At 69.7% G+C, this 15,386-nt stretch carries 26 protein-coding genes; 21 read left to right on the plus strand and 5 right to left on the minus strand.

Annotated features, from left to right (window positions below; all coding sequences use genetic code 11):
* Positions 1 to 198, minus strand: a 198-nt coding sequence (locus BMW85_RS45515; RefSeq protein WP_143082625.1) for a hypothetical protein, incomplete at its 3' end; no start/stop codon positions are given.
* Between the two features lie 413 nt (positions 199 to 611).
* On the opposite strand from BMW85_RS45515, the gene BMW85_RS45520 reads away from it, so the two are divergent.
* The 8 genes from BMW85_RS45520 (at position 612) to BMW85_RS45550 (ending at position 4,156) form a co-directional block, all read left to right on the plus strand.
* Positions 612 to 962: a hypothetical protein gene (locus tag BMW85_RS45520; RefSeq protein ID WP_091093978.1), complete on the plus strand. Its 351-nt coding sequence runs from the start codon at positions 612 to 614 to the stop codon at positions 960 to 962.
* The gene (locus BMW85_RS45525; RefSeq protein WP_091093980.1) at positions 959 to 1,327 is read left to right on the plus strand and encodes a hypothetical protein; all 369 of its coding nucleotides are present in this window, start codon (positions 959 to 961) and stop codon (positions 1,325 to 1,327) included. Before BMW85_RS45520 ends, BMW85_RS45525 begins: the two co-directional genes overlap by 4 nt.
* On the plus strand, positions 1,324 to 1,650 hold the full coding sequence (locus tag BMW85_RS45530; protein WP_091093981.1) for a hypothetical protein: 327 nt from the start codon (positions 1,324 to 1,326) through the stop codon (positions 1,648 to 1,650). Before BMW85_RS45525 ends, BMW85_RS45530 begins: the two co-directional genes overlap by 4 nt.
* The gene (locus tag BMW85_RS45535; protein WP_091093983.1) at positions 1,644 to 2,069 is read left to right on the plus strand and encodes an ASCH domain-containing protein; all 426 of its coding nucleotides are present in this window, start codon (positions 1,644 to 1,646) and stop codon (positions 2,067 to 2,069) included. Before BMW85_RS45530 ends, BMW85_RS45535 begins: the two co-directional genes overlap by 7 nt.
* A gap of 68 nt (positions 2,070 to 2,137) precedes the next feature.
* On the plus strand, positions 2,138 to 2,443 hold the full coding sequence (locus BMW85_RS50135; RefSeq protein WP_177241224.1) for a hypothetical protein: 306 nt from the start codon (positions 2,138 to 2,140) through the stop codon (positions 2,441 to 2,443).
* Positions 2,440 to 2,601, plus strand: coding sequence for a ClpX C4-type zinc finger protein (locus tag BMW85_RS50140; RefSeq protein ID WP_177241225.1), 162 nt, complete (start codon positions 2,440 to 2,442; stop codon positions 2,599 to 2,601). Before BMW85_RS50135 ends, BMW85_RS50140 begins: the two co-directional genes overlap by 4 nt.
* A gap of 171 nt (positions 2,602 to 2,772) precedes the next feature.
* Positions 2,773 to 3,258 carry a GntR family transcriptional regulator gene (locus BMW85_RS45545; RefSeq protein ID WP_091093986.1) on the plus strand — a complete coding sequence of 162 codons (486 nt, stop codon included), beginning with the start codon at positions 2,773 to 2,775 and terminating at the stop codon, positions 3,256 to 3,258.
* A 49-nt stretch (positions 3,259 to 3,307) separates the two neighbouring features.
* Positions 3,308 to 4,156, plus strand: a complete 849-nt coding sequence (locus BMW85_RS45550; RefSeq protein ID WP_177241226.1) for a helix-turn-helix domain-containing protein — start codon at positions 3,308 to 3,310, stop codon at positions 4,154 to 4,156.
* On the opposite strand, the gene BMW85_RS45555 is transcribed toward BMW85_RS45550, so the two are convergent.
* Positions 4,153 to 4,392 (minus strand): hypothetical protein, encoded by a 240-nt coding sequence (locus BMW85_RS45555; RefSeq protein ID WP_091093989.1) that lies wholly within the window; start codon positions 4,390 to 4,392, stop codon positions 4,153 to 4,155. The two genes, BMW85_RS45550 and BMW85_RS45555, sit on opposite strands and share 4 nt — an antisense overlap.
* Before the next feature lie 225 nt (positions 4,393 to 4,617).
* On the opposite strand from BMW85_RS45555, the gene BMW85_RS45560 reads away from it, so the two are divergent.
* On the plus strand, positions 4,618 to 5,796 hold the full coding sequence (locus BMW85_RS45560; protein ID WP_177241227.1) for a cytochrome P450: 1,179 nt from the start codon (positions 4,618 to 4,620) through the stop codon (positions 5,794 to 5,796).
* Here BMW85_RS45560 and BMW85_RS45565 read toward each other — a convergent pair.
* On the minus strand, positions 5,793 to 6,587 hold the full coding sequence (locus tag BMW85_RS45565; protein WP_091094136.1) for an SAM-dependent methyltransferase: 795 nt from the start codon (positions 6,585 to 6,587) through the stop codon (positions 5,793 to 5,795). The two genes, BMW85_RS45560 and BMW85_RS45565, sit on opposite strands and share 4 nt — an antisense overlap.
* Before the next feature lie 5 nt (positions 6,588 to 6,592).
* Positions 6,593 to 7,894, minus strand: a complete 1,302-nt coding sequence (locus tag BMW85_RS45570; RefSeq protein ID WP_091093990.1) for a helix-turn-helix domain-containing protein — start codon at positions 7,892 to 7,894, stop codon at positions 6,593 to 6,595.
* 305 nt (positions 7,895 to 8,199) lie between these two features.
* Between BMW85_RS45570 and BMW85_RS49075 the strand changes: the two genes are divergently transcribed.
* Entirely contained in the window at positions 8,200 to 8,457 is a 258-nt protein-coding gene (locus BMW85_RS49075; protein ID WP_143082626.1) for a hypothetical protein, read from the plus strand.
* 143 nt (positions 8,458 to 8,600) lie between these two features.
* Here BMW85_RS49075 and BMW85_RS45575 read toward each other — a convergent pair whose 3' ends face one another.
* On the minus strand, positions 8,601 to 9,092 hold the full coding sequence (locus BMW85_RS45575; RefSeq protein ID WP_091093991.1) for a hypothetical protein: 492 nt from the start codon (positions 9,090 to 9,092) through the stop codon (positions 8,601 to 8,603).
* A gap of 321 nt (positions 9,093 to 9,413) precedes the next feature.
* Here BMW85_RS45575 and BMW85_RS45580 point away from each other — a divergent pair, with 321 nt between their 5' ends.
* From BMW85_RS45580 to BMW85_RS45625, 11 genes are all read left to right on the plus strand, one after another.
* Entirely contained in the window at positions 9,414 to 9,605 is a 192-nt protein-coding gene (locus BMW85_RS45580; RefSeq protein WP_091093992.1) for a hypothetical protein, read from the plus strand.
* Positions 9,605 to 10,024, plus strand: coding sequence for a hypothetical protein (locus BMW85_RS45585; RefSeq protein WP_091093993.1), 420 nt, complete (start codon positions 9,605 to 9,607; stop codon positions 10,022 to 10,024). Before BMW85_RS45580 ends, BMW85_RS45585 begins: the two co-directional genes overlap by 1 nt.
* On the plus strand, positions 10,024 to 10,962 hold the full coding sequence (locus BMW85_RS49080; protein ID WP_143082627.1) for a YqaJ viral recombinase family protein: 939 nt from the start codon (positions 10,024 to 10,026) through the stop codon (positions 10,960 to 10,962). The genes BMW85_RS45585 and BMW85_RS49080 overlap by 1 nt, the downstream gene beginning before the upstream one ends.
* Positions 10,952 to 12,634: a recombinase RecT gene (locus BMW85_RS45590; RefSeq protein ID WP_177241228.1), complete on the plus strand. Its 1,683-nt coding sequence runs from the start codon at positions 10,952 to 10,954 to the stop codon at positions 12,632 to 12,634. The genes BMW85_RS49080 and BMW85_RS45590 overlap by 11 nt, the downstream gene beginning before the upstream one ends.
* Positions 12,634 to 13,026, plus strand: a complete 393-nt coding sequence (locus BMW85_RS45595) for a hypothetical protein (protein WP_091093995.1) — start codon at positions 12,634 to 12,636, stop codon at positions 13,024 to 13,026. The genes BMW85_RS45590 and BMW85_RS45595 overlap by 1 nt, the downstream gene beginning before the upstream one ends.
* Before the next feature lie 83 nt (positions 13,027 to 13,109).
* Positions 13,110 to 13,583, plus strand: coding sequence for a hypothetical protein (locus tag BMW85_RS45600; protein ID WP_091093996.1), 474 nt, complete (start codon positions 13,110 to 13,112; stop codon positions 13,581 to 13,583).
* Entirely contained in the window at positions 13,580 to 13,822 is a 243-nt protein-coding gene (locus BMW85_RS45605; RefSeq protein WP_091093997.1) for a hypothetical protein, read from the plus strand. The genes BMW85_RS45600 and BMW85_RS45605 overlap by 4 nt, the downstream gene beginning before the upstream one ends.
* The gene (locus BMW85_RS45610) at positions 13,819 to 14,232 is read left to right on the plus strand and encodes a DUF6197 family protein (protein ID WP_091093998.1); all 414 of its coding nucleotides are present in this window, start codon (positions 13,819 to 13,821) and stop codon (positions 14,230 to 14,232) included. Before BMW85_RS45605 ends, BMW85_RS45610 begins: the two co-directional genes overlap by 4 nt.
* Positions 14,229 to 14,618 carry a hypothetical protein gene (locus BMW85_RS45615; protein WP_143082628.1) on the plus strand — a complete coding sequence of 130 codons (390 nt, stop codon included), beginning with the start codon at positions 14,229 to 14,231 and terminating at the stop codon, positions 14,616 to 14,618. The genes BMW85_RS45610 and BMW85_RS45615 overlap by 4 nt, the downstream gene beginning before the upstream one ends.
* Positions 14,615 to 15,172, plus strand: a complete 558-nt coding sequence (locus BMW85_RS45620) for a crossover junction endodeoxyribonuclease RuvC (protein ID WP_091094000.1) — start codon at positions 14,615 to 14,617, stop codon at positions 15,170 to 15,172. The genes BMW85_RS45615 and BMW85_RS45620 overlap by 4 nt, the downstream gene beginning before the upstream one ends.
* Positions 15,169 to 15,384, plus strand: coding sequence for a hypothetical protein (locus BMW85_RS45625; RefSeq protein ID WP_091094001.1), 216 nt, complete (start codon positions 15,169 to 15,171; stop codon positions 15,382 to 15,384). Before BMW85_RS45620 ends, BMW85_RS45625 begins: the two co-directional genes overlap by 4 nt.
* Positions 15,385 to 15,386 lie beyond the last annotated feature (2 nt).

Below are 15,386 nucleotides of genomic sequence, written 5' to 3' on the forward strand. Positions count from 1 at the left end.
CTCGGGGATGCCGAGCTGGTCGCAGTAGTAGTTGATGGCCTGCTCCCAGACGTCTCGGACGCCCAGGCCGGTGTTTTCGCAGGCGGCGTCCATGCGGTCGATGGTGTACGCGTCCAGGCGGGTGCCGGTGTTGATGAGGTTGGTCCAGCGGACGCCTTTGGTGCGGCCGGGTGCGGGGCGTGTTCGCGGTTTCGCCAACGAAGCGGTGTCGTCTTCTCCGGGGGGTTGGAAGGTGACCTGGCGTGGGTCGGTTTGGCGGCGGCGGGCCACGTGGCGCTCCCGGTGGTGTGGCGGGTGTGGTTGTTCAGGGTGATCTCTACCGTAGTCCTGCGCGTGTCTCCCGACAAAGCAGTGTCCGTTTTGTCCGTTTCTGTGAGGCGTTGAGAGCGCCGCAGCACCTATGTAAAGGTGTGGGGAGAGGTAGACTCGGAAGGGAATCGATCAAGCCGTCTCCGGTCACCACAGCCACGCGGAGAGGCATCTCTGGCAGGCTCGTTGGCGGAACCGCTAACGGAAAGGATCATGAATGCGATGAGCGACCCCACCACCACCGAACCCATCGAGCCGGGCGGGACCTACGTCCCCGCTCGGCAGCCCGAGGAGCGATCCTGATGCCTCACGGCACGCTCGGCAGCTCAGCCGCACAACTGCTCATCCACGTTGTGTCTCACCAGGACGACACCGAAGGCCACCCCGCCCTGGCGGACTCTGTCGGCCGCCGCGACCTGCGGCTCATCGACCACGGTAACCAGCACACCTTCGTCATCGAGGGCGATCCGGGCGAGCTGGCCGACTTCGTCGCGAGTCTCGCGGTGGCCGTCGCCCAGGAACTCGACGGCGTCGTGGACGTGGCCGGCCGGGTGCACGCCTCCCTCGTCGTGAACGAACTCCTCCCCACCGGTGGCCCGGCCCAGGCCGCCGAGACCTCAACGTTCGCCACTCAGCCGGAAGGAACCCGATGAGCGCCAACACGTGCACCACCGAGAGCGTGAACACCAGCGGCACGGACGTGATCGCCTACGCCACCCGAGACGACCTCGTGAACCTCGTGCGGAAGCTGCTCCTCCCGCGAGGCAACGACGGCTCGACGTTCGGGGAGACGCAGATCGGGTCGGCCACCGTGGACGGCTTCTTGGAGAACCCGGTGTGCGTGCACCGCGCCGCACACCAGATCGCCGCTCTGGCCGAGAGCGGCGAACTCAACGAGGACGAATGGCCCGAGCTGTACGAGCACCCCGACGAGCTCATCGAGGAGCACGACCCCGACGCGGACCGCAGCGCCGCCCAGGAAATCGTCACCCTGCTCACGGAGGCGTGGGGGCTATGAGCGGCCGACTCGACTGGCACAGCTACCACGGTCGCCTCACGGGAGACAACATCGACGGGGTCGCCGACCGGCTCCGCGCCACCCTCGACGGCCGCCGGTTCATCCTCGTGCGCAGCTCTCCCAGCAGCAATGACGGCACTCCGCAGGTGACGACCGGGTGCGTGCTCAACTCCCCGATCCAGGTCGTTGTCCTCGGCGACTTCATCGCCGGGGAAGGGTCTCGGGTCGCGTTCGAGGGCCACGCGTTCACCATCTCCGAGCGCTCACCGAGCGGTCACCTGCACCACTACGTGTTCGCCCCGGAAGGCGGCGACGCGTGCTGAAGGCCGTAACGATCTGGCAGCCCTGGTCCTGGGCCGTCGCTGCCGACCTCAAGCCCGTCGAGAACCGCACCCGCGCCACCCGGCACCGAGGCGAGATCGCTATCCACGCCGGGAAGCACTGGGACGAGATCGGGGCGTGCGACTGGCGCGTCATGGAGGCCGCCCGGTCGGAGATGCCGCTGACGGCCGATGACCCGCGGTTCGTGTTCGGCGCGATCATCGCCGTCGCCGAGCTGGTGGACGTGACCCGCGATGGTCCGGCGCCGTGGGCGGAGCCGGGCCAGGTGCACTGGCTGCTGGCCGGCGTGCGCCCGCTCGCCGACCCGGTGCCGTGCCGGGGCTGGCAGAACGTGTGGGACGTGCCGCCCGACGTCGAGGTCGTGGTGCGCGCTCAGCTCGATCGAAAGGTCAGGACATGATCGGACCCGGTCACTGGGCCACAGGCATCAGCGTCCGCTGCGACAGCCGAGGTGGCTGGGGAGCGCACGTGGACTTCTACGACGAGGGGCACGGAGACGACGACCCCGGCCGCGGCCGGATCTCCACGGAAGGCACGCTCAGGACGCGGTACTTCGTTGGGGGTAGTGGCCAGGTGGATGCGCTGACCGTCGCCATCGACACGGTGAAGGCCGACGCCGAGAAGCTGGGCATCGTCTGGAGAGACCCCACCGTGTACTACGAAGGCGGCGGCGAAAGCCAGGGCTACCCCCCGCCGGAGGGCTGGGAGAACCTGGTAAACCGGCACGCCGCCCGGCTCGGCTGGCGTTCCTGCTACCGCCAGGACACGACGTGACGATCAAGCCGCTGGTGGACCCGGAGGTGCACTGCAACTGGTGCGGCAGAGGCCCTGAGCCGCGGCGGATCGTCGTCACCGGGGCGGGCATGGCGATCTGTGACGACTGCGTGGACCTCGCGGTCGTCCTCATCGAGGAGGAGAAGAAACGGGGGTAGAGTCCCCGCGAACATCTGGCCGCCGGGCCGGATGACCACATAGAGTGCCCCGTACGCGCGCGTGATCTGCATACTCCGCGCACCGTGAAGGCCCCGTCCGGACGTCCACCCTTCCGGGCGGGGTCTTCGCGTTCCTATACACAGGTTCGGCTTTCCGGGTACGGTAGGCGCATGATCCGCTCCGACGCCAAGTACCCGCAAGTCGCTGCCGCCATCGCCGCTGACATCGACGCGGGCCGGCTGAAGCCCGGTGACCAGCTCCCGACCGAACTGGAAATCGGCGCCCAGTATGGCGTCGGCCGCACCACCGTGCGGCAAGCGGTCCGGCTGCTGCGCGAGCAGGGCCGCGTCGCCACGGTGCCCGCGAAGGGCACCTACGTGACCGGCGGGAAGACGAGCGCCCCCGTGCCGCCGTCCCGCCGCCTGGTCGAAGACCTCCGCGAAGCCATCACGTCCGGCAGGCTCAAGCCGGGTGACCCGCTGCCGCCAGAGGAGGAGCTGATGCAGCGGTACGGGCTGGCCGCGATCACCATCACGATCGCACTGCGCAAGCTCCGCGCCGAAGGGCTCGTCCACCACGTGCCCGGCCGCGGCCGGTTCGCCGGCCCGGACCCGCGCAAGCGCTACCCGGAATCTGCGGAAGAAGCTGGGCTCTAACGTCCGAAGCCCGCGGTGTCCAACGCAATGAGCGGAAGAGATGCTCGAAATGTCTGAGTCGCGAGTCAGTCCGCCGTACCGGCTGCGACTGCTCGGCATGGAACTCGCCCGGCTACGCGCCGCTCGCGGCATGACCGGCGCCCAGGTCGCGCACGTGGCCGGCGTCACCCCCTCCGCGCTGTCGCGGCTGGAGCGCGGCCGGAACACGTACGTGACCGCCGGGGATGTCCGGCGGCTTCTCGACTGCTACCAGGCCAGCACGCAGGACGAGACGACATGCTTGCGGCTGGTGGCTGAAGGTCGAGGCACGCCGTACTGGGAGCCGTACGAGCGTGCCGGGGCGCTGAGCGAGCCAGTCGAGTACGTCGCGTTGGAGACCGAAGCCCGCGAGGTCCGCTACTGGCATCCGCTGATGGTGCCAACCCTGCTCCAGACGTTCGCCTACGCGCAGGAACTCCTCGCCGCGCAGCACACCGATCCGGCGATGGTGCAGTTGCGGGCGCGGGCACGGATGGCCCGCCAGTGGATCATCCGCTGCGGTGACCCGGCGCGGCTGCGGGTCATCGTGGGTGAGGACGCGCTACGGCTCCCGGTGGGTGAGACCGCGGTGATGCGCGGCCAGCTCGTCCGGCTGCTGGACGACGCGGCCCTGCCGCATGTGAGCGTCCGCGTGCTGCCCCGGTCGGTCGGAGCGCATCCCGGAATGGCCGGCGGGTTCGTGCTGCTTACGCTGCCGCCGCTCGGGGATGTGCTGTTCGTGGAGTCCGGCGGTGGGCTGCTGGTCGAGGACGGGCCAGGAGTGGCCGCCTGCTCGGCGGTGTTCGGACAGTTGGACGACCTGGCGCTGAGCGAGAAGGAGTCGGCGGCCCTGATGCTGCGGGTGTTGCGCGAGAGCTAACGCGACCGGGTGAGCCGGCGGCTGACTCGGTCGTAGCTGCGCGCGTACGCCTCATCGAGAGGGCGCCGCTCGGCGGGCCGGACAACGGCGTGCACGGTCGTGGCAGTGGCGAACAGTGCGAGCACGCCGGCGAGCGCCAGCGCGGCCGGGGCGAACCGGTCGGCGTGAACGGCCAGGAGAACGGCCAGCGCCGCGGCGGCGATGATGCAGGTCCAGATGACGCCCGGCTGGTTCATGACGTTCCCCCGTTGGTCTGTGATCGAGCGGGTGCGCGGGTCACGCTATCCGTGCGCGGCATTGCCGCGATATGGGCTCCAGGTGCGGTGATGCTAGATCGTTACCCGTCTTGGAGGAGTCGGTGTCCGGGGCCGGACGAAGCGTTGCCCGCGCTTGGGAACGACTGCGAAGCTGGAGCCACAGCACCCTTTCATCGGCCTGCGCCCCTACGCGATCGAGGTCACATGAGCGTCATCAGCTACAGCCCGTACGACCGCGCCATGCACGAGGACCCGTACCCGACGTACGCCCGGCTGCGCGAGCAGGCGCCCCTCTACCGCAACGACGAGCTCGACTTCTGGGCTCTGACGCGGCACGCCGATGTGCACGCAGCAGGCCGCGACCCGAACACCTACAGCAACAGTTACGGCGTTGACCTGGGCTTATGGTCGAAAGACATGGCCCGGCGCCAATCGTTCATCGCGATGGACCCGCCCGAGCACACCCAGTTCCGCGCCCTGATCAGCCGCGCGTTCACGCCCCGCCGAGTCGGCGAGCTGGAGCCGTTCGTCCGGCGGATCACGCGGGAACGGCTGCGCGCCGTGCTCGACGCGGGCGGCGACTTCGACTTCATCCACCTCGTGCAGGACATACCCGCCGACGTGATCAGCGAGCTCGTCGGGGTGCCCGCAGCGGACCGCAAGCAGATCCTCGCCTGGTCCAATGACAACATCCTGCGCGATGAGACCACGGGCGCGGTCACCGAAGCGTCGGCCGCCGCCACGCTGAACCTCGTGACGTACTACGCCGAGCTGATCGCTGAGCGGCGTGCCCGGCCCGGCAACGACATGGTGTCAGCGCTGATCGAGGCCGAGATCGACGGTCAGCGGCTGTCCGACCAGGACGTGGGTGCCGTGCTGCTGCTCCTGGGCGTCGCCGGCAACGAGTCCACCACGAAGGTACTGGGCAACGCGTGGCTCCAGGCGGCCCGCCACCCTGACCAGCGCAGCGTCGTCTTCGGCGACCCTGCCCGGATCGGAGACTGGGTGGAGGAGACGCTGCGGTTCGACTCCTCCGGCCACATGACCGCTCGGCACGTCACTCGGGATGTCGAGTGGTACGGCACCACGGTTCCGGCGGGGGCGCGGATGCTGCTCATCTTCGCCGCCGCCAACCGGGACCCTGCGGTCTTCTCCGACCCGGACGTGTTCGACCTCGGCCGGGACCGCTCTCGCACGCTCGCGTTCGGCACCGGGCCGCACTTCTGTCTCGGCGCGAGCCTGGCGCGGCTCGAAAACCGCGTCGTGCTGGAGGAACTGGTCACCGCCGTGCACGAGGACTATCAGGTGGGCGAGCCCGTCCGCGTGTACCACCCGAGTATCCACGGGCTGTCCAGCCTGCCGACCACCGTCAGAGCGCGCTAGCGGACGCGGCCGACGCCCGCCAGAAGGCCGAGCCGGTCGCCGGGGACCCCTTCGGTGATCCCGTCAGGGCGCCAGTCGGTGACCGGCACCAGGCCGGGCTCCACCAGGTCGAGCCCGGTGAAGAACCGCTCGATCTCGGCTCTGGTGCGCATCTGGTACGGCATGGCGCTCTCGTACACCTGGCCGATGGCGGCGGCGTTCTGGCGGTCGTGTTTTTCGCCGGTCCCATGACTGATGACGACGTAGCTGCCAGGCCCGAGCGCCGCGGTGAGGGTCGCCACCACCTGGTCGGCGTTCTGCCGGTCCGGCACGAAGTGCAGCAGTCCCACCATGAGCAGAGCGAGAGGCTGGGAGAAGTCGAGGAAGCCGGCCACCTGTGGGTCGGTGAGGATGGCGTGCGGCTCGCGTGCGTCGCCGAGCAGCACTCGCACCAGCTCGCCCTTGTGGCCGGCCATGAGCGCCCGGCCGTGGGCGATCACCACAGGGTCGTTGTCCACGTAGACGACGCGCGCTTCGGGGGATATCTCGTGCACGTTCCCTTGGGAGGGCAGCCCGGCCCCGATGTCGAGGAACTGCCGGATGCCCTGTTCGGTGAGGAAGGTGACGGCGCGGCGCAGGAAGTGCCGGTTCTCCCGTGATGCCTCCACGACGACCGGCTCCAGGGTTTGCACCTTGCGGGCCGCTGCGACGTCGGCGGGGAAGTGATCCTTGCCGCCCAGAAAGTAGTTATACATGCGCGCGGCGTTCGGGACGTCCGGGTCCACAGCGCGCCAGTCTAAGGAGCCGTTCATGGCGATCACCCTAATCCGGGGTCGCCGGAATGATTCGCTTCACACACCGTCCGGATGCGGGCCAGTTCCTTGATCGCGTCGTCCGGCTGGGTCGCCGACACCGCGAGACGCCCGTGCGCCGTCGAGTACGCCATCACGCTCGCCGCGTCGGCCAGCATCGTGTCTTCGCGAAGCGACGGCAGCCACACCACGTCCGGGTTTCCCTTGCCTGGCAGCCGCATCAGCGAGAACGTGCCGCCGCGCGGCCGGTACCTGTCCGGGCCGCTGCGGTTGATCTGGATGCGGACTCTGCTGTCCGGCCGGGCGGCCAGCTCCATCAGGTGATCGATTTGGCGGAGCTGCACATCGATGCCGCCCAGATTGTCCAGCAGGACGCTCTCCTGAAGGACCGCCCAGATCACGGCATCGTTCTCCAGGAAACGCCGCTGCCGCTCACCCACGATTTCCAGTGCCAGGTCGAACTGGTCGGCCGCGACCTGCGGGAAGTGGGCGGCCTGCCGGACCGCCAGCGCGTAGTCGGGGTGCTGGAGCAGCGCGGGCACGGTAGCGTTGTCGTAGAGACGAATCAGCTCGGCGCTGTCCTCCATCTCCAGATAGGCCAGCAGCCACACCGGCAGCCGCCCGAAGAAGCGGTACCACCACCGGTCATCGAGCAGGCCCGCCGCAGCCGATGTGAACAGCTTCTGCTGGTAGACGTCCACCACCCCGTACCGGGTCAGGAGCGCGCTGAGCATCGCCGGCGACGGCGGCGTACTGCCCGCCTCGATACTTTCGACCAGGCCCGGTTCGCCGCCGACCACCAGGTCGGCTTCCGCCGTGGACAGGCTCGCGGCTTTGCGTAGTTCCCGGAGCCGACCGCCCACGCGGTTCGGCAGGGGATGAGCGGGAGCGAGCGCCTGCGCCACCTCCTGGGCGGTGAACGGATGGTAGACGTGCAGGGTCGTGTCGTCGGCCACGGCAGGGCGCGGTGCCGTGTTCCGTCCGGCCGAGGGCATCCGGTCAGCTCGCCGCGCCAGGTCGAGCACGACCCGCATCGCCTCGCGCGACTCGATCGACAGGCCCGCGAACGGTGCCTCGTCGGCCGGGTCCGGTTCGCCGAGCAGGTACGAGGCGCGTACCTGGAGGACCTGGGCCAGCGCTCGTAGCCGCCCGATCGTGGGGTTGCGTTGCGTGCCGGTCCTGAGCTGCGTGATGTAGGCGCGCGTCATGCGCACGCCCGTCTGTTCCATGACCATGTCGGCGACCTGCTGGTCCACGAGGCCCCGCCGTGCCATGACGTCCCGTAGCCGTTCGGCGAACTTTTCCACCAGGATCGTCTCCCTTGACGTGTTGACACGGTGTGCCCCCACGGGCGAACATCGGACGCCGATGTAAGTGGCGACCGAGAAAATGTAACTGCCGCCGCATGGTGATGGCTATCGTTGGGAGTCCTCGTGACCAATCCCCGCTCAGGAACCACCCCGGCCGCCACTCGCCTTGGTTCCCGGAACGGCTACGGGGGATGGTGACCCGGCCACCGCGAGGGAGACGAGGCCGAACACAGGGCCGGACTCGGCACGGAACTCGGTGGCCGGCCGACCTCGCCTCGCTGACGGCGGGTTTGATGGCGCCCGTGGTGGTGCTGGCCGCTGCCGAAGTTGTGCCGTTCACCGCGCTGCTGCTGGCGGCGTGGCTGATCGTGCCGCTGCACGCCGGGGGCCGCCTGATCGCTGATGTCCGCTACGGGCTGGCGTGGTGGTCGGCCTCACGCGCGGGGGCTCGTCACGCTCGTGAGCTTGCGCGCGCCGCTCGTGAGAAAAAACTTCAGGAACGTGACAACCGTTCGCTTCTCACTGGCGTCACACAAGGCGGCATCCACCACAACAGGTAGGCAAGAGGCAGGAGCGGGGGCTCGGTGACACACCTCGGAGCGGGTCGAGCGGCAGGCCAGACGGCCACGTTGCCGTGCTGCTCCCCTCGTGCCACGAGGACGGTCAGCGGAGACGCCGGCCCCCGGCGGAGGAGCGGCGACGTTCAGCGGGTGGTGGCCTGCTCGCGGTCGAGGACCTGCCGGGTCCTCTCCAGCAGGAACCGCTTCATGCGAGCCTTCTCCGCGTCGGAGGCTTTCAACGCGTCGATGTCCGCGTACGCCTTCCGGAGAAAGCCTTCCAAGGCGTCGGCCGCGCGGGTGGCGGCTTGCTCGGCGGCGGCGGCTTTGTCCTCCTGGTCGGTGAGGATCTGGCGCAGGAGGTCGGCGGCGACGGTGCGGCCGGTGGCGGCGAGCTCGTCGGCGGGGGCGCCGACGCCCCAGGCCCACCAGGCGAGGTCCTTGTCTGAGATGTCGGTGACCATGCCGGATTCTCGTCGTCGCCAGAACTGTTCGTTGAACTTGTGCCCGGACGCTTCGCTGATCTTTCGTGCGAGGGGGCGGACGCCGAGTTCGGGTTCGGGGCTGCCCTCGCGCTTGCGGTAGCGGACGAGGAGCGCCATTTCAGGGCTGAGCTGGGTGGTCCTGGTGGCGGTCATCTGGTGGTATCCCCTCGTGGCGTGCCGTGGCGGGCTGGGATCGACGCGAGCGTATCACCCGTGTTGGCGTCGGTCGCGTCTCAATGTCATCAGTCAAGATCATTAACAGTGGTTACTGATCTTGATTCGCCGCTCAGTCGGCGGCGCGAGCGACGCGCCAGAGCCGTGACATCTGCGCCGCAAAGGCGTAGGCTGGAGGTGTCGCGAGACACGCCAGACCAAGATCAACAAGTCTTGCGGCGACCACCACCACCAGCGGAAACGCCACATCCGCACCCGCCCCGAGGTTGGCGGAACCGCCAACCACGATCAGGGAGACACATGACCAGCCCCCACACCCAGCACGCCGCCAACCGCGCCGCCGACCTCGCGCTCATCGCGACCAGCGACGCCACCCTCCGCAGCGACGCCCGCGACCTGCTCATCATCCACTACGGCGGCGACGTGACCGCCGCCGACCACGCCATCACCCAGGCCCGCGCCGTCCTCACCGAGCAGGGGGCCAAGCGCTGATGAAGCACAACATCAAGCCGGGCGACCGCCTGCGGATCACCATCATCGGCGAAGCCAACCTCCTGGACGACAAGGACATATGGGTCGCCGTCCCGGCGCCCCACACCCCCCGGCTCACCTTCAAGGTCCCGCTGGACAGCGCAGCCATCACCATCGAGGTCCTCACCCCCCGCTACTGGCCGCCCATGCGCGGCGACGTGTGGCGGGACGGCGAGGGCCGCGAGTGGTTCGCCGTCCAGGACGTGCCCGACGCCGTCACGCTGGTGACCGAGCACGGCCGTCACGGTCTCAGCGACCCCGAGGAGCTGCTGCCTCTGCACGGCCCGTGGAGGATCGCGTACAAGGGCCGGGAACGCCGGGAAGCTGAAGACCGCGACCGGGCTGAAGACCACGACCTGGGCGACGAGCCGCCGTTCTGATGGCCACGCTCACCGCAACACCCGAACTGCTCGGCCGGTTCGAGCCGGGCAGCCCCGAATGGCTCGCCACCCGCATGGCCGAGGACGGGCCGCGCTTCGGCGGCACCGACGCCGCCGCCGCCCTCGGGTTCAGCACCTTCATCTCCCCGTACGGCCTGGCGATGATCCTCACCGGCCGCGTGGAGCGCGAGGAGCCGGGCGAGGACGCAGAACGCGGCAACCTCCTCGAACCCTCGCTCGCCGCCTACTTCCGCAAGTGCCACCCGGAGTGGGAGATCGTGGACCACCCTGGCACGTACGCCAGCGGCTGGATGCTCACCAACCCCGACGCGCTCTGCTACTACCGCGGCCGGCTGGTGGCGGGCGGCGAGTACAAGTCGGCGCGCTACCGCGATGAGTGGGGCGAGCCCGGCACCGACGAGATCCCGCTCCCGTACTGGGTGCAGTCCATGTGGTACGCGCACTTCCACCAGGTGGACCGCTGGTACGTGCCGATGATCGGGCCCGGCCTGGAGTTCGCGGAGTACGTGGTCGAGTACGACGCGGAGGCGGCCCGCGCGCTGGTCGCCCAGGTGGCCGAGTTCCGCAGGAACCTGCTGTGGGGCGTCATGCCGCCGCTCGACCACCACCCGCACACCTACCGGGCGCTCCGCGCGGCTCACCCGGAGATCGATGAGGACCTGTCGATCAGCGTCTCGGACAAAGTCGGCGTCCGGTACGTCAAGGCCCAGCTCGCGTTCGACGCGGCCGAGGAGGAGCTGACCGGCGCCAAGGCCGACATGGCGGCCGAGGCCGGGCACGCGAAAAAGCTGTACCTCAATGGCCAGCTCATCGCGACCCGCCGCCGCAACCGCGGCCCGCACCCGCACATCCAGGCCGTGCGGAACCTCCACAAGATCAAGCTTCCCGCCCTGGAAGGAGACTCCGATGGGCGCTGAACTCACTCCGCACCAGAAGGACCGGCTCGCGAAGCTGGACGACACCATCACCGACTACGAGCTGGTGTTCCGGGAGGCGCTGCCGCCCGGCGTCCGCGTCGAACGCTTCCTCCAGGACGCCCGCAACGCGCTCGCCAACAACCCCGACCTGGCCAACGTCTACGCCCCGAGCGTGATCGGCGGGCTCGTGACGTGCGCGCAGCTCAACCTGCGCCCGCACGTCCCCGCGCTCGGCCACGCCTGGCTGATCCCGATGAAGAACAAGAAGGCGGGCGGACGGCTGGATGCCACGCTGATCGTCGGCTACAAGGGGCTGACGGACATCGGCTATCGCGACCCCGCTACCACGCTCCTCGGCGCGTACGCCGTGAAGGAGGGCGACGACTTCGACACGTGGTTTGAGAACGGCGTGTGGAACGTCAGGTACAGGCCCAACCGGCGTGATCCGCGCCGTGACGAGCGAGCCACCATCGACTACTTCGCGATGGCGAAGTACCGGGGCGAGGTCCACGTCACCGAGCCGATGACGCACACGCAGATGGTCCGCCACCGCAACAAGTACGCGATGGCCCGCAGCAGCGGCCCGTGGTGGGAGAACGGCGAGCACTCGCCCGAGTTCGATGAGCAGGGCAAGAAGACCATGATCCGAGCGCGGCTGGTCAAGCTGCTACCGCAGACGATCGAACTGGTCACCGCCGCGTACGCCGACGAGGGGACCCGCACCGACGATGATCCGCGCGGCGACATCCTCCAGGTGACCGTCCACCCCAACCGCGGCGACACCAGCGACAGCGGCGATGGGGAGGAGAACGGCAGCGGGCCGGAGCAGGCGCCGCGGCCCCGCTCCGTCATCAGGCTCATCGCCGAACGCGTGGACGGGCCAGCCGACGAGCAGGAGCCCGACGAGCTATCCAAGGATGAACTGCTGGACGCTCTCGGGGCGGCGCTCAAAGCCAAAGGTGTCCTCGGCCCGGCGATGCTCGCGTACGCGGCGAAGGTCCTGAACCGCCAGCTCAACCACCCTCGGGAAATGAAGAGTGACGACATCCGGAAGGTGCAGGACGCCGTCACCCAGGGTCTCTACCTGAATGGTCCGGCGTCGGACGCTCCAGCTCCGCAGACAGCTCCGCCGCCCCAGGCGCCTCCCACACCGGAAGCACCTGCGGCTCCGGCCGACGCGCCCGAAGCGCCCCCGGCTCCTCAGCGGGAGCAGCCTCGGCGACCGGTCGGCGCCGCCAACCGGGCCACCCTGACCAAGCTGAACACGCTGTTCGGCGAGGCGGGCATCAGCGAAGACGCCCGCTTCCCGTGGCTCGCTCAGAATGTCGCCGTGGAGGTCTCCTCCACTGCTCAGCTCATCGCCGCGAAGGCGGACGAAGCGATAGCCAAGCTCGAAGTCGAGGCGCGGGCCCGCTGTGACGACCTCAAGCTGCGGATCGTCACGGTGTGGACCGACATGGGAGGCACCCGCGAGGAACTGACCCCGGCCGTGTGCTGGTGGGTCAACGCCAACACCCGGCGACGCAGTAAGGCGCCCGTGACGCAGCTCAACCAGGTGTCGAACATGCACCTGGACGCGTTCCTCAAGGCGTTGGCCGCCGACCCAGGCCAAGGCCAGGTCACGCCGGACATGTACCGGCAGGCCATCGCCGGGCGGGGAGGTGCGTCCTGATGGCCTCCAAGGAGATCGCGCTCCCGCACATCGTCACGTTCTCCAACGGCTCGACCCGGCCCACGTTCCACCTGTACGTCAGCCAGCCGCCTCCGAAGAACACGCTCGACCCCCGCTGGGAGACGTGCACGGACCACCGCACCGCGTGCGACTGCCGGGAAGCCATCTTCGCCGAAGACCTCGCCGAGCTGCGGGCCGAACGCGACATGCTCCTCGGCACGCTACGCGAGGAGCTAGCCGGGCACGCCACGCGCGCCTACACCAGTGACGGCGCGCGGGACGAGCAGGCCGAATGCAAGTGCATCGGCTGCGGGATCGCCCGCCGTCTGCCGTGGTACTCCGTGGGCGGCTACGTCGTCACCACGCGCCGGAGCGTGACCGACACCCCCTGAAGCCCCGGCTGGGCGCGCTTCTGCACGCACGAGGCGGGCGCGCTCAGCCGGCCCTACCCGCACCCCCCCGAGAAAGGACCACCATGTCGATCGACTCTCTCCCCGAGGCCGACCAGACCGGCCAGGCCAGCGTCTCGGCGATGACGCCCGCCGTTCGCACCTACCTGGCCAACGGCGTCCAGCAGGTCAACGACACCATCGCCGGGGCGAAGCGGCACCTGGACGAGCTGGGCACCCGCCGCGTCCAGCTCGACGCGCAGAAGGCCGCCGCCGAACTGGAGCTCGACCAGGAGACGGACGCCGCCCGCGAGCACCTGGCCGCGCTGGAGGCCAGCCGCGCCCAGCTCCTCGCCCTCCTCGGCAACGCGGAGGGCAGCGAGAACGAGCTGCCGACGCAGGTGTGCTTCTGCGGCCGGATCGCTGTCCTGGACCCGGTGCGCGGCCCGGTGCACGTCGGCGACACCACGCACCTGCCCGCCATGGAGAAGTGCACGATGCCGCCGCTCGGCAGCCTCTTCACGCCGGGCCGCGCCGGCGGGGAGGGCCCGGTCGCGTGAACACGCTGACTGCCCCCGCCGCGGCGGCGATCGACTCCAGTTGGAAGTCCGGCCTGTTCTGGCTCGTGTTCGTCAACGGCGTCGCGCTCGACCCGGAGCACCCGCTGCCGCTCCTCGGCGCGGCGGCGGCGTTCGTGCAGGCCGGACTCGATTACCCCGGCCAGGAGATCGGCGTCGCCCCGTGCACGCCGGAGGACCTGGCCCTCGCAGGAATCACTCCTCGGAAGGAACAAGGATGACCGCCACCGATTCCGTGCCCGCCCCCGACTCGATCCGGTCGGGCGCCCTCGTCGTGCTCCGCCGCGGCGGCTGGATTCAGGGCGACTACGCCCGCACCCGCACCCGCAAGGGAGGCGGAAAGGTCGGCTGCTGCCTGGTCGAGGCGCTGGGCCGCGCTGCCGGGCTGCCGCCGTTCGCGCTGGCCCGCCGTAAGCCTCGCCACACGGACGCCGCGTTCCTCGCCCGGTGGGAGGTCGCGCACAACCTGATGGACGAGCTCGCCGCCGCCCTTGGCCGCGACCCCGAGCACGACGAGCTGTCCACCAGGGAGTGGCTGACGAACTGGAACGACCGGACGGACCGCACCTGGGCCGAGGTGGAGGCCGCCCTGCGGCCCGCGCCGGTCGAAACGGCGGTCGAAACCTCATGACCCGACCCTCTCCGGTGCCGAGCGCCGCGTTCCTCGCCGCCATGACCGTGGTCGGCGGCGCGGTGTGGCTGGCGGCGTTCATCTCCGCCGGGGTCGCGACGTTCCTGGTCGCCGTCATCTGCCTCGGCGCCGGTCTCGCCTGCGGGTACGGCGTCGCGGACGTGGTCGCGGAGAACCGCTCCGAACGGCAGATCGCCGCCATGCACGCCTACAGCGTGACCGCGCACGACCAGGCCCAGCAGTGGCAGAAAGCCGCCGCAGGCAAGGAGCGCGAGCTGTACCAGGCGAGAGCGGACCTCCGCGAGGCCGAAAGCGAGCTGGCCATGCTGCGCGCCCAGGCCGCCGGCCCGGACGGCACCCAGGCCGAGGGAGACGAACCGCGATGACCACCCCGCCGTGTGTGGCCGGGCTCGACCAGGCCGCCGAGAAGACCGGCCTGGCCCTGCCGGACGGCAGCACCCGCCTCATCACCGCCCCCAGGGTGAGGGTGAGGCGGGGGGAGAAGCGGACGCTGGCCGACAACATGCGGCGGATGGACCACGTCGATGCCGAGTGCGCCCGCCTCATCATCGGGGCGGGCACCGAGGCGATCGGCATCGAGGACTACGCCTTCACCAAGCAGTCGTCGGCCACGCACCGGCTCGCCGAGATCGGCGGGTCGGTGCGGCTCGCCTGCTGGCGGGCCGGGATCGCCATCGCCGTCATCAACATCAAGCACCTCAAGCAGTACGCCACCGGGGACGCCGACGCCTCCAAGAAGCAGATGGGCGACGCCGCCTTACGGTTCGCGGGCGCCCGGTTCCCCAGCGAGGACGAGTGCGACGCCGCCTGGGCGCGCTGGCTCATCCTCGACCGCCTCGGCCACCCCGAGGTTCACGTACCGGACGAGCATCGCCACGTGCTCGACCACGTCACCCTGCACCGCAAGGAGGGACCGTGAAAACCCCATCCGACGTCGCCGACGAGCGACGTTGGCAGAACCGCCAACGGCCGGCCATGCCGGACCAGCCGCGCGCCGCCGTCTGGAACGACGACCGCACCCGCGCCGTGGCCGTCATCGAGGGCCGCGACCTGACCGACGCCGACCTCGAAGCCGCACGGCGGCTGGCTGACCACCCGAACATCCACCACCACCACACGTTCCAGGAGTAGAT

This window comes from Nonomuraea wenchangensis, from assembly GCF_900111685.1.
GTDB lineage: Bacteria > Actinomycetota > Actinomycetes > Streptosporangiales > Streptosporangiaceae > Nonomuraea > Nonomuraea wenchangensis.